Consider the following 15,195-nt stretch of genomic DNA (forward strand, 5'->3'; position numbering starts at 1 on the left):
TCTTACTTATCTTCAAAGTGTCCTGCGGTGGCAAAAACCCCGCCTTGATACAATAAGAAAGGGTCATCTGCATCTCTTGGAGGGTCATTTGCCAGCACTTCTTCGGTAAAGTCTTCGGCGTGATCTTTCGGCAACCAACCAATAAATTTGGCGTGACGGTTATCCCACCAAGAATGCGCATTGTCGGAAGCACCGTAGATAACAGAGCAGCCTAAGCGATTGATGATAAATACTTTTTTGATGAGGTCTGCAAAGTCCCCTTCGCTTAACCAAGTGGATAACATACGACGGTCTAAAGGTTTCGGTAAGCAACTACCAATACGTACTAAAGCCGACTCAATGCCAAACTTATCCCAGTAATAGCTAGCCATGAGTTCACCATAGCCTTTGGAAACACCATACAAGCTATCTGGCCGCATTGGGCTGTTAGCATCAAGGTGCGTTTCTCTGGAGTGAAAGCCCACCACATGGTTTGAGCTAGCAAACAGAATGCGCTTCACATCATGTTGACGAGCCGCCTCGTATATGTGGTAAACACCTTTTAAATTGCCATTCATAATATTCTCAAAGGTGTCTTCTACTGACACGCCACCTAGGTGAATAATGCCATCACAGCCCTTCACCAGAGACATGACGGACTCTAAATCCGCAAGGTCACATTGCTGAAAAAACTCCCCTTCAGCCAAGTCATCAATCTTCACAATATCAGATAGCAGCAGTTCGTCTGCCCAACCAGCAAGCGCCTTACGCATCGCTTTGCCGAGGTTGCCCGCCGCACCTGTTAACAAAATACGTTTCATTAATTCCCTCTCTCACAGAAAAGCTGCTTATTTTTGACACTGTTTTTATCATACTAAAACGGATCTTAGCAACAGTCATACTATGAATAATTTGTTTTAAACGGCCAAATGGCTATAATGGGGATCAGGTCATACTATGTATTAAGTGTGACACCATATTTTTTAAAAACTGTTTTTTGACTAATTCATGAGCAATCTCAATGGCATCGAACAACAAGACCAAAATTAGCTTACCGCAACAAACCGTGATCAAAGTAAAACAGCACATTCAAGATCACGAGTTGGCCCCAGGAGATAAGCTGCCGACGGAGCCCAACCTGATGAAAGTCTTGGGGGTGAGCCGTACGGTATTACGTGAAGCCATTACAATTCTAAAAACAGAAGGGCTGGTCAAAGCGAAACAAGGGGTCGGCGTTTTTGTCAGTCAACCACCTCAAGCAGTACCAGAATTGCTCATCAACAATCCTAAAACCCTTACCGACACCATAGATTCTCTTGAGCTAAGAGCCGCAGTCGAGGTACAAGCAGTCGCTTTGGCTATTCAACGTGGCAGCACCGCCCAACATGCAGAGATATACCGCTGTTATGATGCATACGAGAAAAAATGCCAACAGGGTGGAAATGCCGAGCAAGAAGATTTTAACTTTCATCTTGCGATTGCCAAGGCCACTAACAATCAACACTTTGTGAACTTTTTAACAGTACTAGGCAAACAAACCATCCCTAGAGCAAGGTTGCGCGAACAAGCTGGCCTTGCCAGAGACCCTAATATGGAAAAAAGCCTGAATAATGAACACCAAGCTATTTTACAAGCGATTGAAAATAGTAATGTTCAAGAGGCTCAAGAAGCCATGACCAATCATCTATCAAATGGTTGCCAAAGGTATCGCCGTTTAATGCGAGATATAGAAAGAAACAAACCGCAATCATAGCCACTTTGATTGTGCATCCATCATTTTATGTAGCAAATAATAATAAGGACTTACATGAAAATCACCCATATCAAAAGCCACCACCTCAGCCACTCTTTGGAAAAGCCCTTTGAGTCTGCCTCCATGACATTCACCTCCAGAGATCATTTGTTGCTGGAAATCCACTGTGATAATGGTTTAATCGGCTGGGGAGAATGCCTGGGAAACCCTATCGTTAATGCCGCCTATGTCAAGGCTATGACGCCATTACTAATCGGCAAAAACGCCCTAGATATTGAACCTATTTGGTTAAATTTGTATCACACTTTCCGTGACCAAGGACAACGTGGCGCAACACTCAATGCCATCAGTGGTATTGATATTGCGTTGTGGGATCTGGCTGGAAAGTATCACCAATGCCCTATTCATCAATTAATGGGCGGCGCATTTCGTCAACGTATTCCTGCCTACGCCACCGGTGGTTTTCGAATGATTGGGGAAGACCGTATTACCAGTTTATTAACCGAAATCGCCGAATATAAACAAGCAGGTTTTGAGGCGGTAAAAATCAAAATAGGTTTCGGAGTGGCTTTAGACGTAGCCTCTATTCGTGCTGTTCGAGAGTTTCTGGGCGACGATATCGAACTCATGATAGATGCCAACCATGGCTACGACCATATTGATGCGGCACGAGTAGCAAATCAGGTAGCGGATTGTGATATTGCTTGGTTTGAAGAACCTGTGGTGCCCGAAGCGTTATCTAGCTACCACAAATTAAGAAGTAGCCAAAGTATTCCATTAGCCGGAGGCGAGACATGGCACTCACGTTGGGGAATAAATGAAGCGCTCAAACAAAATACGGTCGATATTTTACAACCTGATGTCTGTGGCGTAGGTGGGTTAAGTGAAGCCAGAAAGATCCTAACATTATGTGATGTTCATGGCGTTCGTTGTGTTCCTCATGTTTGGGGCACCAGTATTGCACTCGCGGCATCGTTGCATTTTCATGCCATTATTGCCCCTAGCCCGACTTCCCCTGGCAGTGCTTCCCCGCGATTTGAGTTTGATCAAACCCACAATCCATTTAGAACCAGTATCGTCGAACAACCTTTTGAATTAGATAAGGGCTATTTAAACGTACCCACAGGTCATGGTTTGGGGATCAAGATCGTTCGTGAAGAACTCGAAAAGTACGCAGCAAGAACACTATCCTAGGAGCTGACATGAGCCGTATCTTATCTGGCAAAACGCCCAAAATTGCCCTTCCTAAAGGCAGTATTGATAGCCATTGCCATGTATACCATAAAGATTATCCAGCACAGCCTGGCGGCCCAGATGTGCCACCAGATGCTCCGAGTCTCAGGGAATATCGCCAATTACAAGCTTGGCTAGGGCTAGAGAAGGTGGTTTTTACCCAACCAAATGCTTATCAAGCCGACAACACTTGTTTATTAGAGGCCCTAAACATTGTGGGCGACGACAATGCTCGAGGCGTGGTGGTAGTCACGTCTGACACCACAGAAGAGCAACTACAGACATGGCATGATTTAGGGGTACGCGGTGCGCGAATTATGCAATTGCCTATGGGCGCGGTAAAGCTTGAGTTATTAAAAACCATTGCCGATAAAATTAAGGCATTTGGTTGGAGCTGTATCGTACAGTTTAATGGTCAAGAAATTCTGCAGCATGCACCTATATTGAATAACATAAATAATAATTATGTCATCGATCATCACGGTAAGTTTTTACCTCCTGTAAAAATAAACTCACCTCAGTTCCAACAGCTACTTAAATTAATAGATAAGGGTAATTGTTATTATAAAGTAGCGGCTTGTTATGAAAGTTCTCAAATGGGTCACCCGCTATATGAAGATATTGCCACCATGACGAGACATATTATTAAGTATGCTCCTGAACGAATAATTTGGGGAAGTAACTGGCCTCATGTCTCGACCACAGCTGAGCTTGCGCCTAACGATGCAAGCTTATTGGATACAGTAATGAGATGGATGCCAGATGAGACGATCCGACAACGTATTTTTGTCGACAACCCTTTGGCGTTGTACTGGGATAAATAACTAAAAAGACCAGAGAACTAGAACATCGACACGACATTCGAATCGTTTGATAAGCCGAATACCACATATCGATCACGGCCTTTCTCTTTTGCCTGATACATTGCCATATCGGCCTCTTTAAAAGCGCCATCAATAGTAGTCGATGCGCTTTTTACATCGAGGGAAATACCTATGCTGACGGTAAAGAAGATTTTCTGGTTGTTATAATCCACGCCGAGAGTTCGAGTCTTGGCGCATATTCTTTCAGCCAGCTCTTCCGCTTCCACATAACGGGCGTTAGGCATGAGAACAGCAAATTCTTCACCTCCCAATCGCCCTACCATATTAGAGTTTTTTGCTGACTCTAGTAAGATACGTCCAAATTCGGCCAAAACCTTATCGCCGCAATCATGTCCATACTGATCATTGATCTGTTTGAAATTATCCAGATCCATAACCAACAAAGCAAAACTTGAAATATCCGGCACAAGCAGTTCATCTTCTTGGGAAAGAATCCGTTCGCTTTCTTTGTAAAAATAGCCGCGATTAAAGGTCTTGGTTAGGTCATCAATCTTGGCTATCTTAGCCATTTCTAGCTCAAGTTGATCGACTTTGAAAAACAGGCCGATCAAATACCAAGACAACATAGGCGTAACAAGAAAGGTAATAATGACGGCGAGGGAGACAATAAGCCAAACGTCTTCAATAAACGGGTGATAAACCTCGAAACCATAGATTAAAATGAAATCTAAGCTACACGCTAATAATGTGGCACAAAGCGTGAGAATTATCACAAAGGGTACTCGACCAAACCCTCTTAATTTCTCTCTTATAACAGAAACCATTCATTCCCCATTTTGGCATGAAAGCACCAAAAGTCATTCAAACTATATTAAAGCGTGTGTAGATTAAGAATGTATTGCAGGCGATGTATTAATCCTTATATACGATAAATCATATTAAGCTAATTCTACTATAAGAACCATTATTATTTGGCCGTTACTTCTATTTATAAAAGTCTTTATCCAAATCGTATTTACGCATTTTATCGTACAGCGTTTTCCTAGGCAGACCGAGGGATTCCATGGTGCTTTTAATCGAGCCTTTTTGCCTTAGCAACTCTTGCTCTATCAAGGTTTTTTCAAAGCGCTCAACCTGCTCTGGCAGTGTCATCACACCAGGGTTATTTTCATTGATAATAATCTGGTCAAATTCAAACGAGCCAGCTTCTCCCATCAACACATAACGCTCAGCGAGGTTCCTCAACTCACGCACGTTTCCAGGCCATTCATAACTTAACAGACTAGATATTCTAGCGGCGGATAAAGACTCGGATTCACGCTTGTACTGAGCTGTCGCCACCAAACAAAAGTGTTGCCACAACAATGGAATATCTTCAGTACGCTCCCGTAAAGAAGGAATATCTACGCGTACTACATTGAGCCGATAGTACAAATCTTCTCGGAAAGTGCCGCTTTCACTCAGTAGTTTCAAATCAACCTTGGTGGCCGCCAAGATGCGCAGATCCAAATCAATCGCCTTGTTTGAACCGAGCCTCTCAACTCTGCGCTCTTCCAATACTCGCAATAAGCGGATCTGCATGGACATGGGCATACTCTCGATTTCATCAAGGAATAATGTCCCTCCATTGGCATGTTCAAGTTTGCCTATTCGCTGGGATTTTGCATCTGTAAAGGCGCCTTTTTCATGACCAAATAGCTCGGATTCCATAATAGAATCGGGCACTGCCCCACAGTTTATCGCCACAAAGCTGTTGCCACGACGAGAGCTATGTTCATGTATATAACGAGCCACCAGTTCCTTGCCTGTACCCGTTTCACCCTGCACGAGAATGTCCGCGCCCGTGTCTGCAACATGTAATAGTGCTTGTCGCAAACGATGAATACCTGGGGTGTTACCGATAATTCGAGGGCCTGGGGCATTTTGTGCGGCTAATTCCAAACGTAAGTTACGGTTTTCTAACGTTAGTTTACGTTTCTCACTGGCACGGCGAACCACATCTAAAAAGTCTTCATTAGAGAAAGGTTTTTCAATAAAATCATAAGCCCCTTCACGGATCGAGCTAACCGCCATACCGATATCACCATGACCAGTAATCAAAATAACGGGGATTGCTGGGTCAATTTTTTTCACTTCATCAAACAACACCAAGCCACTTTTGCCGGGTAAGTTGATGTCACTGACTATGATGCCCGGCCAGTCGATGGATATCTGCTCTATCACGCCCTGCGCATTAGAAAATTCGTTCACCTCAAAGTCTTCCAATTGCAATGTTTGTGATATGGCCATGCGTACCGACGGCTCATCATCGATCAAAATCACTTGATCCAACTCTGACATTACAATTCCTCTTTTTTGGTAGTTAATGGTTCAAATCGCGGTAGAGTAACACAAAATTCTGCACCACCTTGCTCAAGGTTATGGGCACTAATTTGTCCGCCCATCACTTCAACAATACGCTGGCTAATGGACAAACCTAACCCCAATCCTGCGCCAGAGGATTTAGACGTAAAGAAAGGCTCAAATAAATGTTGTTGGGCTTGAGCACTTAAACCATTTCCCGAATCTCGAACGCAAACAGCGACCTTACCTTCTTCAACACGCTGTACAATCTGTACTCTTTTTCTATACTGCCCATCAGCTTGAGACATCTCTTCCACCGCATCCGCGGCATTGGCCAAAAGATTGACCAAAACTTGTTCCAAAAACACCATGTCGCCATTAACAAACAGTTTTTTGTCCTGGCCTATGTCTAACTCAATATCAACCTCCTTATAACGAGGAGCCATGATTCGAAAAGCCCCTAAAATAGCACTATGCACGGCAATAGCCCCTTGCTGAACATCGCCTTTACGAGCAAACACTTTAAATCGGGCGATGATGTCACCCATGTGGTGACCGAGCTGTTTGATATGCTCAAGATTCGCTTGGGCTTGGCCATAGTTTTCGCGGGCTAAAAACTTCAAACCGTTATCCGCAAAAGCTCGTATGGCAGTAAGAGGCTGGTTTAATTCGTGGTTTAGCCCTGCACTCAGTTGCCCTAGCACCGCCAGCTTTGCTGTTTGGATCAACTCTCGTTGAGTGTCGCTGTGCTGTTCGATTTCTTGGCGTAACAGTTGATTGGTTTGCTCTAATTCGAAAGTTCGCTCCAATACACGGTTTTCCAGTTCGTTACGAGCGGCCGTAATATCCTGCTCATAACGCTTACGCTCAGTCATATCATGGACCGTCACCAAATAACTTCGCCGATTAGGCAAGCGCATCTGGCTTAAGGTAATTTCCACCGGAATATCTTGTTGCTGTAGGTTCTGTAACTGCCCTTCTAAGGTCAGAGCGGAGGAGTCCAACACTAAGCTCTGCAAGCGACTCGTCGAGGCTGGGGGCGATACTTCTGCAAGTAAATCCGAGGGTTTAAACAAAGCATATAATGGCTGGCCAACTAAGGGAGACAAGGGCTGACCGAATAATTTTTCTACCGCTGGGTTAAATGATTCGATATTGAAGTTTTCATCTAGGGTGACCAAGCCTGCTTGAGTGTTTTGAATCACTTCACGAATATAGGCCTGATTATGGCGGGTCATTTCATTGGCATCATCCCGTTCTCGCAACATTCTTGAACGCAATAATGCTAGGCCAACCAACAGACCCGTTATGGTAACGCCACCTGCGAAAACAGCACGTCGTAAAGCAATTTCTTCATTAATCGCATTCAAAGGAGACAAGGTTGAAATTTTAAAACCTAGCAAGCGGATCGGTCGGCTCATTTGTAAATAGGAGCGACGCTTAGTGATACCATTAGCCTCTTTTTCCAACACATCTATCACATCGGCATCTTCATCAAAAATGCGTTTATCGGCTACGGCCAGTTTTTCTATGCTTCGATCTCGATAGCGTTTACTGTCAATAATGCGTTGCAGCTCTGCGTCCGTAAGCTCCCCTTGCACCTGATAGAGCCAATCTTTGTTGGAGCTACTAAAGACGATGCCATCTGGGTCTAGTAACAAGAATTCATAATGCTGATTAGTAAAACGTTTCTCGAACTGGGTCAAATCTACCTTTACCACCGCAACCCCAATGATTGAATCGCCTTCATAAACTGGATAGGAAAAATAGTAGCCACGACGATTAGACATGGTCCCTAGAGCATAATAGCGACCAGACTTACCCGCTGCGGCATCTTGAAAATAGGGCCGAAAAGAAAAATTTTGCCCAACAAAGCTGGTAGTTTGTCGATAATTGGACGCTGCAATAGTGAGGCCATCAGGGTTAATAATATAACTATCAAGCGCTTCCGTAATGCGGTTGATCTGCTCCAACTCGCGATTTAATTGGTTAATATCGGACTCAAGCCCATCTCGCAGGGCTTTTCTTACTCTGTCATTAGCGGCCAACAAAGTCGGCATGTGCTGATATTTTGCAATAGCACTCTCTAGTACATTTGCCAATTGATCTAGCTGCTCGCTGGAGTCTGTTTTCAAATTACGAATTTGCTGATTTCGAAGAGCTTCACCGCCTTGCCATATCGCCACAAGAGCGCTCGCCACAACAATAAAGTACAACAAAAACAAACGACTTTTTGAAATTGTTAAAGCCAGCCAGATTTTATTCAAACGGTATTTATCCTTCAATGAGATTACCTTATGTTATTCACATTGATTCAACATAGACGATTGCATTCATTTACATATTAAGGCATGTTTTATAGTAAGTGTTTTTAATCATCAATTATGGAACTTTTTTGGTTGTAGGGCGCAAATGCATTCAGTCTGTATTCATTGCACAACAATAGACAGCCTCCTTGAGGAAATAAAACACCATGCGCAACCAGCGCTCGTACAAATGTACGGTACCCTAACAATTGCTCAAGCGAAACTTTGGGCTGATCAGTTAGCGCGATACTTTCCTGACGCGTGTCGTATTGGCATGGCCAGTGAGCGTCATATTTGTAATGGTCTGATCAAAGAGTCCGGTGTGACTTTGATCTTTTCTTATTTCGATAGCTGCCAGCTTGTCCATAAAATTCAACCGTATCATCCTGAACAGCCGAGTCAGTCTGGTGAAGCATTGTTTTCACCTTTTCTGGACCTTGAAGACCCACATCATACAACAGGTTTTTTAGTCCTAATGGATTCTCAATATGACGTCAAAGATGATTTTTTTGATGTGACACGAGAATATCATATTAGCCTGAGCGGTGGTCGAGCAGGTTACGGTGATCATAAAAACAGTTGGCTATTGTTCCAAGGGGATTTATACCAAGATCATGCGTTGTGTGTGGGCTTTATAACCTCTTCCATGGCAATGCAACGCAACGCTTTTGTAGATAACATTACTATCGGGCGTCACATGCTGGTGACATCCAGCGAAGGCCATATCTTAAAACAGATTGATCACTTGCCCGCACAACAAATTTACCAGCGCTATTTGTCAAACGGTGGGAACATCACACTCCCCCTCATTAACCGCTTTGCTTTAAGAAGTATTAATGACGGCATTGAAAATAATGCTGTCCCTCTAGACTGGGCTGATGATGGGGGCTTGATAATGAGCGAACCTCTGCCAGAAGGCGCTCACGTTCAGTTTATCTATTTCCATCCCGAGCAGGCGTTACATTCCGCTGTTCCAGAAATTCAACACCTGTACGATAACGACCCAGAAAGTGTGATTGTTTTTAACTGTATGGGACGGAATGATTTCCAAGGGGAAGTAGCCAACAACAAATTAGCCCTTCTCAATCAAGTACAACCCGTCCATGGCACCTATTGTTATGGTGAGTTCTTTTCAACTCAATTTGGTGCCAGAGGCTTGCAACATGCATTAACTTACGTTGCTTTTAAGGAATCCGACGGCCCTAAATCTACCCTTAACAAAGTTATTAGTGCTCCTGACAGTAGTGACTCATTAGTGCCAATGTTCAATCTGATCAACAATACTTTTCAAGACATCAGTCAAGAAAGGAAATCCATTGGTGTTGAGCCACCCGAGCACTTTCAGCAAGACTGGTTATATGATTTGCAAACGGGCCTGTTAAATCGCTTTTCTTTGATCCGAAACCTAACAAATCATGAGGATACAGAACATTTAGCGGTTATTCGTATTCGCAACTTTCGCTTAATAAATCAACAATATGGCTATAGTGCCGCAGACAATGTTCTGGCGCAGCTAGCACAATACTTAAAATTCTTTTTAGGCGTAAACTCCGTTGGCATTGAGTTCACCTGTTATCGCCTTTCTGCGAATGAAGTAGCGGTAGCCATCAACAGCCCTATTTCCTCAAGGAGAGTTATTCGACTATTTCGAGGTATTGCGGAAGACATAGAGAACCAAGAATTTTTAACCTCGGAAAAAGTTGAGAGTTTACTAAGCTTAAGCCTTACCGTCGGCCTTGCTTCTAGAAATAATTTTAACGGCGAGCCGATTTGCCCAACCAGCCATCTATTGATTAAAGCCAGTGAAGCCAGGCGCTTTGCCCAGATCAATAGTCAGCCAATTTTCTGGAGCGGAGATCTACCGACTTCCGTTAGTCATGACGAGAATCTAGATTGGATTCAAAAAATCCGTAAAGCCCTTGAGAATAACGATGTCGTTGCCTATTTTCAGCCTTATTACGACAGCCAAACAGGCCAAGAAATAGGGGCAGAAGCACTCTTGAGAGCAAGAATAGATGATGCCATAGTGAGTCCTTTTATGTTCTTGGAGCTCATTAAACAGACTCAGCTTTACCCTAAAATCACCCAAACCATGCTGAGTCAATGTGAGCGGATTCTTCATCAAAATCCAAGTAGTCATATCGCGCTCAATCTTTCTGTGCTGGATTTTAAACACCAAGATACCTTAAAAGCCTTACGACACTTTTTTAGGAATGAACAATTTAAAGGCCGAGTGACGTTAGAAATCACCGAGTCGGAGTCCATTCAAGATTACGATTGGATTAGCCCATTAATTACGGAATTCCGTCAAGCTGGGGCGTTATTGGCAATCGATGATTTTGGTGCGGGCTATTCGAATTTAGAGAAACTCATCGCTCTGGACCCAGATATTCTCAAGCTCGATGGCTGTATCATCAAAACCATAGATAGCGATGAAAAACTGCAAAAATTGGTTAAGCACATTAATAATCTAGCCCATTCTTTAGACATTAAAACCCAAGCTGAATTTGTTCATAATGAAGCGGTATACAATATGCTAGTGGATATGGGAGTAGATTATTTACAGGGTTATCACTTATCCCAACCGGTTGATGAGATAACTTGGCTGAGAAGTTAACGTGAGATTTTTCTCTCGCTAATTTATCATGCTCTATCATGAGCAAAAGGTAGCACCTCTTTAATGTTGTTTTTATCACTCAAAACCATTATTAGTCTGTCTACTCCCAGGGCCACTCCTGCGCATTCTGGTAACCCTGCTTGCAATGCGCTTATTAAGCGTTCATCAAATTGGCGCTCAGCTACCCCCATTTGCTTGCGTTGCACTTTATCCTCTTCAAAGCGCTGCTGCTGTTCTTTGGCATCGGTTAACTCATAATAACCATTCGCTAGCTCCATCCCTTGCCAATACAACTCAAAGCGCGCCGCAACTATTTGCCCACTCTCTTCCCCTTGATGCCTAGCCAGTGCCGCTTGGGAAGGAGGATAACTGTGAATAAAACAAGGGTTCTGCTGACCTATGCGCGACTCAATTACGGAAGAGAACAAAAGCTCTAGCAGGGTATCTCTATCTTGTTCCTGCAAACCGTATTCCGTATGTTGATGCGCCAGTTGCTGTAATTGAGCCAAAGGGGTGTTAAATGGGTCCACTGCAAGATGCTCAAGGAAGGCTTGGCGATAACTTACGCGCTCACAGGTCAAGGTATCATCGGTACTTAGTAAACGCAGCAATTGCTCCATTTCCGCCATCAATTGCCAGTGATCAAAACCCACTCGATACCACTCTAGCATGGTGAACTCGATACTGTGGCGGCGGCCAATTTCTTCGGCGCGGAACACCTTCCCCAACTGATAAATAGAACCACTGCCTGCACTTAACAAACGTTTCATGGCAAACTCAGGAGAGGTTTGCAGATAGTAGGTAAGGTTATCCCCCAAACTACGGGTTTGGCAAGTTAATACCTCAATATGTGGGTCAGTAATACTCGCCAAAGATAAACATTGGGTATCCACTTCCATGACATCTAGCTGATCAAAAAAGGCACGGATTTTTTTAAAGACAGCCGCACGAAACTGCAGAGTTGATAGGTCTGCACTGGGTTGCCAAAGGGAAGCTTGATACATAAGGCGAGCTCAAAAAAATAAACCCCATGATAGCAAATTGGCCTTTAGATATTTAGCTTAGAAACTATTAATTTGATCGCCGCCAAAGCAAAAAAGGCAGCAAAGATACCATCAAACCAAGTCTTTAATCGAAAATAGCCGTGACGCATCACCCCGTGAGAAAAGAGCCAAGCATAACCTAGGTTGATCACGGCACTTTGTACGAACAACAGACTAATAATGGTCATCAGCTCTTGAGTCTTTATCGTGCTGGGGACCCCCAAAGAAAACAAAGCCCCTAGAAACAAGATGGCTTTCGGATTAGTTAAATGTAAGCCAAGCCCTTTCGCGTATAACTTAGCGAAACTCTCTGCCGAAACCTCCTCCAACTTAATCTTTTCCCGAGCAGAGAATGCGCCACAACAAGATTGATAAGCCAGCCAGAGAAGGTAGGCAGCCCCTAAATAACGTAGCGTTTCAAATAGCCAAATATTGGCTGCCAATACAGCACCTAAGCCAAAACCTGCACATAGAGTCCAAAACAAAGAGCCTGTTAATACACCTAAGGCGAGGGCTACACTGGCGATACGGCCTTGCAACATGGCCGCACTGGCAATGGTTAATGTGGCAGGCCCAGGGCTTGCTTGAGCAACAAAAGCCCCCAATAAAATCAGTCCATATTGCATACTATCCATTGCCTTGCTCCTTATCTCTGCTTAGCTCGTCACCATGTTTTTAATCACCTTAGGCAAGGTCATCTGGCTTACAAAAAGCCCCATCAAGATTAATATAGCCGCCGCTATTTCCAGCAGACTAATGCTTTCATCGTAAAACCAATAACCACCCAAAATACCAAAAACCGGCACCAATAACGTCATGGGAGCCACACTGGACAATGAATACTTCATAATCATTTTATTCCACAGCCAGTAGCCAAACAAAGTAGTGGGATACGCTTGGAATAACACGGAAAATAGCGTCCAGCCACTAAATTGTTGAGGCAAGTTGGTAATAGCGTCTGAGCCATGGAAGGTCAATGCTATAAGTAACAGTGGTAAAGGAGCAAACGCCATTCCCCAAATATTAAAGGCGAATACTGAGCGAGTATTGGCCTTTTTTAAAATCAGCCCATTCACACTCCAGAAGGCTGACGCCGCCAGCACTAGTATTAACCCTTGCACACTGATCGCCCCACCTGTGTCCCACACGATGAGTAACAAGCCGATGATAGCCAGTGCGGCTCCCAGTAGCTTATTTTTGGTAATGGTTTCATCCAACAACCACCAGCCGATTAACAAGCCACTGACCACACTCATATCCAGTAGCAGGGAAGCCATTCCCACTGACATACCTACATCCAAAGAAAGCGTAGTTAATCCCCACACTCCCACCCCGAAACTTAACCCATAGGCGATTAGATAGCGCCAAGCGACATTTGGTCGCTTGATAAAAAATATTAACGGCAGCACAGCGCAACTAAAGCGCAATGCGGTCAGTACCAGCGGGTCGATGTCATTCACCCCCAATTTAATGACACTAAAATTGAATCCCCATAGGGCCATCAAGGCAAATAATAGCCAAAAGTCTCGTTGTTTCATGTCTTGCTCTCAGGGTTAGTTGATAACCCGATTAGTATGGTAAAAACAACAAAAAGTGTGCAGATGCAATTTTTTATAAAAATTAGAGTACAATTCATGCATACCTAACTTAGTGGTGGACGAATGACCCTCTACGAAAACCTTGCTCAGCGCTTTATCAGTGATATCAAAGCACAAAAGTTGCCGACCGGCAGTCGCCTACCAGCCCTGCGTGTCATCTGCCAGCAACATAAGGTCAGCATGACCACAGCCACCAGAGCCTATGACTATCTACAACAAGCAGGCTGGATTTATGCTCAGCCCCAATCAGGCTATTTTGTCTCGTCGCAAGCGGATGCGTATCAACAAGATCACGCACCAGCTGCCCAAGTGTCTCTCGATACAATGGAGCCTAGAGACCCAAAGGATTTTGCGCCTCTCAATGGCTATAACCCCACCTCGGCTTTGTTTACTCCTCTTGGCACCTCAATGATAGCCCCACAACTGCAACCCGCAGAAGCCTTGCAACGCTGTATCAAGCGCGTTACGCGTCGAGCAGGTCAGCAGCTCTTTGAATACCCTGATCCACAAGGAGAAATAGCCCTAAGAAGCGCACTGGCGCAGCATTTCCAAAAAGAGCATTTTGCGTTTCTGCCACAAGATTTGGTGATTACCAACGGTTGTATTGATTCCGTCCGCATTGCCATCGAAACCCTCACTCAAGTTGGCGACACCATTGCCATTGGTTCCCCCTGTTTTAGTGGCTTACTCGATTTGTTGGTAGGACTATCACGCAATGTCATCGAAATTCCCCTTGGTTCAGACGGACTGGACCTTGAGTATTTTGAAAGCGTGTTACAGCAAGGTTTGGTCAAAGCTTCTTTGTTTAGCACCTCTAATATCAACCCCACAGGGCAAACGTTGAGTGTGAAACAGAAACAGACTCTTGCCCAGCTTGCCGCTCGCTATCAAACCCCTATGATAGAGGACGACATTTACTTTGAGTTGAGCCATCAAAATCTCAGCCCCTTACCAAGTAAACATTGGGACACTCAAGGCTATGTAGTGTGGTGCGGCTCGGTGTCTAAGAGCCTTGCAGCAGGGATGCGTCTTGGCTGGTGTTTACCTGGGCAATATCTTGAGGCTTATCGTAAAAAACAAGTGGCCACAGGCTTTGGGGTAAATGGCTTAATGCAGTCTGCCTTGGCAGAGTTTATCAACACTGGGGAATATCAAAGTCATGTGAATAAAGTTCGCCGCCTACTCGGGGCACAAATTCACGATTACCGACAATTCTTAAGCTTGAACCTGCCGCAAGAAACAAAAATCAGCCTACCTCAAGGAGGTATAGTGCTCTGGCTACAGATCCCTAATCTCAATACGCTTGAGCTAGAACGACAAGCAAATCAAGCGGGCATCGATATGCGTTCTGGGGCCTGCTTTAGTACCCATGATGTTTATCATGATTGTTTGCGGATTAACTGTGGTTGGCCGTTGCAAAGCACTGTTGATAAACACAGTAGTTATCAACAATTGAAAAAATTATGTGGATTGATTAACGCCTTGGTTTAGCATCACTC

At 44.2% G+C, this 15,195-nt stretch carries 12 protein-coding genes; 5 read left to right on the top strand and 7 right to left on the bottom strand.

What is annotated here, in order from left to right; all coding sequences use genetic code 11:
• Nucleotides 1–2: 2 nt before the first annotated feature.
• Nucleotides 3–800 carry an NAD-dependent epimerase/dehydratase family protein gene (locus ABJF92_RS13330; protein WP_446816274.1) on the bottom strand — a complete coding sequence of 266 codons (798 nt, stop codon included), beginning with the start codon at nt 798–800 and terminating at the stop codon, nt 3–5.
• Between the two features lie 200 nt (nt 801–1,000).
• On the opposite strand from ABJF92_RS13330, the gene ABJF92_RS13335 reads away from it, so the two are divergent.
• The 3 genes from ABJF92_RS13335 to ABJF92_RS13345 are packed head-to-tail and all read left to right on the top strand — an operon-like array spanning nt 1,001 to nt 3,789.
• The gene (locus tag ABJF92_RS13335; protein WP_446816275.1) at nt 1,001–1,732 is read left to right on the top strand and encodes a FadR/GntR family transcriptional regulator; all 732 of its coding nucleotides are present in this window, start codon (nt 1,001–1,003) and stop codon (nt 1,730–1,732) included.
• A 54-nt stretch (nt 1,733–1,786) separates the two neighbouring features.
• A complete protein-coding gene (locus tag ABJF92_RS13340; RefSeq protein WP_446816276.1) occupies nt 1,787–2,926 on the top strand; it encodes a mandelate racemase/muconate lactonizing enzyme family protein in 1,140 nt (379 codons plus the stop codon).
• Nucleotides 2,927–2,934: 8 nt separating this feature from the next.
• Nucleotides 2,935–3,789, top strand: a complete 855-nt coding sequence (locus ABJF92_RS13345) for an amidohydrolase family protein (RefSeq protein ID WP_446816277.1) — start codon at nt 2,935–2,937, stop codon at nt 3,787–3,789.
• A 17-nt stretch (nt 3,790–3,806) separates the two neighbouring features.
• On the opposite strand, the gene ABJF92_RS13350 is transcribed toward ABJF92_RS13345, so the two are convergent.
• The 3 genes from ABJF92_RS13350 to ABJF92_RS13360 all read right to left on the bottom strand — a co-directional run bounded on the left by ABJF92_RS13350 (nt 3,807) and on the right by ABJF92_RS13360 (nt 8,417).
• Nucleotides 3,807–4,613, bottom strand: a complete 807-nt coding sequence (locus ABJF92_RS13350) for a GGDEF domain-containing protein (RefSeq protein ID WP_446816278.1) — start codon at nt 4,611–4,613, stop codon at nt 3,807–3,809.
• Between the two features lie 160 nt (nt 4,614–4,773).
• Nucleotides 4,774–6,129 carry a sigma-54-dependent transcriptional regulator gene (locus tag ABJF92_RS13355; RefSeq protein ID WP_446816279.1) on the bottom strand — a complete coding sequence of 452 codons (1,356 nt, stop codon included), beginning with the start codon at nt 6,127–6,129 and terminating at the stop codon, nt 4,774–4,776.
• Nucleotides 6,129–8,417: an ATP-binding protein gene (locus ABJF92_RS13360; RefSeq protein ID WP_446816280.1), complete on the bottom strand. Its 2,289-nt coding sequence runs from the start codon at nt 8,415–8,417 to the stop codon at nt 6,129–6,131. Before ABJF92_RS13360 ends, ABJF92_RS13355 begins: the two co-directional genes overlap by 1 nt.
• A gap of 127 nt (nt 8,418–8,544) precedes the next feature.
• Here ABJF92_RS13360 and ABJF92_RS13365 point away from each other — a divergent pair, with 127 nt between their 5' ends.
• The gene (locus ABJF92_RS13365; protein WP_446816281.1) at nt 8,545–11,055 is read left to right on the top strand and encodes an EAL domain-containing protein; all 2,511 of its coding nucleotides are present in this window, start codon (nt 8,545–8,547) and stop codon (nt 11,053–11,055) included.
• Nucleotides 11,056–11,081: 26 nt separating this feature from the next.
• Here the strand turns inward: ABJF92_RS13365 and epmA are convergent, their stop codons facing one another.
• Genes epmA through ABJF92_RS13380 form a run of 3 tightly spaced genes read right to left on the bottom strand, consistent with a single transcriptional unit; the run spans nt 11,082 to nt 13,636 of the window.
• Nucleotides 11,082–12,059: an EF-P lysine aminoacylase EpmA gene (gene epmA / locus ABJF92_RS13370; protein ID WP_446816282.1), complete on the bottom strand. Its 978-nt coding sequence runs from the start codon at nt 12,057–12,059 to the stop codon at nt 11,082–11,084.
• Between the two features lie 44 nt (nt 12,060–12,103).
• Entirely contained in the window at nt 12,104–12,733 is a 630-nt protein-coding gene (locus ABJF92_RS13375; RefSeq protein ID WP_446816283.1) for a LysE family translocator, read from the bottom strand.
• A 21-nt stretch (nt 12,734–12,754) separates the two neighbouring features.
• On the bottom strand, nt 12,755–13,636 hold the full coding sequence (locus ABJF92_RS13380) for an EamA family transporter (RefSeq protein ID WP_446816284.1): 882 nt from the start codon (nt 13,634–13,636) through the stop codon (nt 12,755–12,757).
• 123 nt (nt 13,637–13,759) lie between these two features.
• On the opposite strand from ABJF92_RS13380, the gene ABJF92_RS13385 reads away from it, so the two are divergent.
• Nucleotides 13,760–15,187 (top strand): aminotransferase-like domain-containing protein, encoded by a 1,428-nt coding sequence (locus ABJF92_RS13385; RefSeq protein WP_446816285.1) that lies wholly within the window; start codon nt 13,760–13,762, stop codon nt 15,185–15,187.
• The last annotated feature ends 8 nt before the right edge of the window (nt 15,188–15,195 follow it).

Origin of the sequence: Marinomonas sp., assembly GCF_039940335.1 — a bacterium.
In the GTDB taxonomy this organism is placed as follows: Bacteria; Pseudomonadota; Gammaproteobacteria; order Pseudomonadales; family Marinomonadaceae; genus Marinomonas.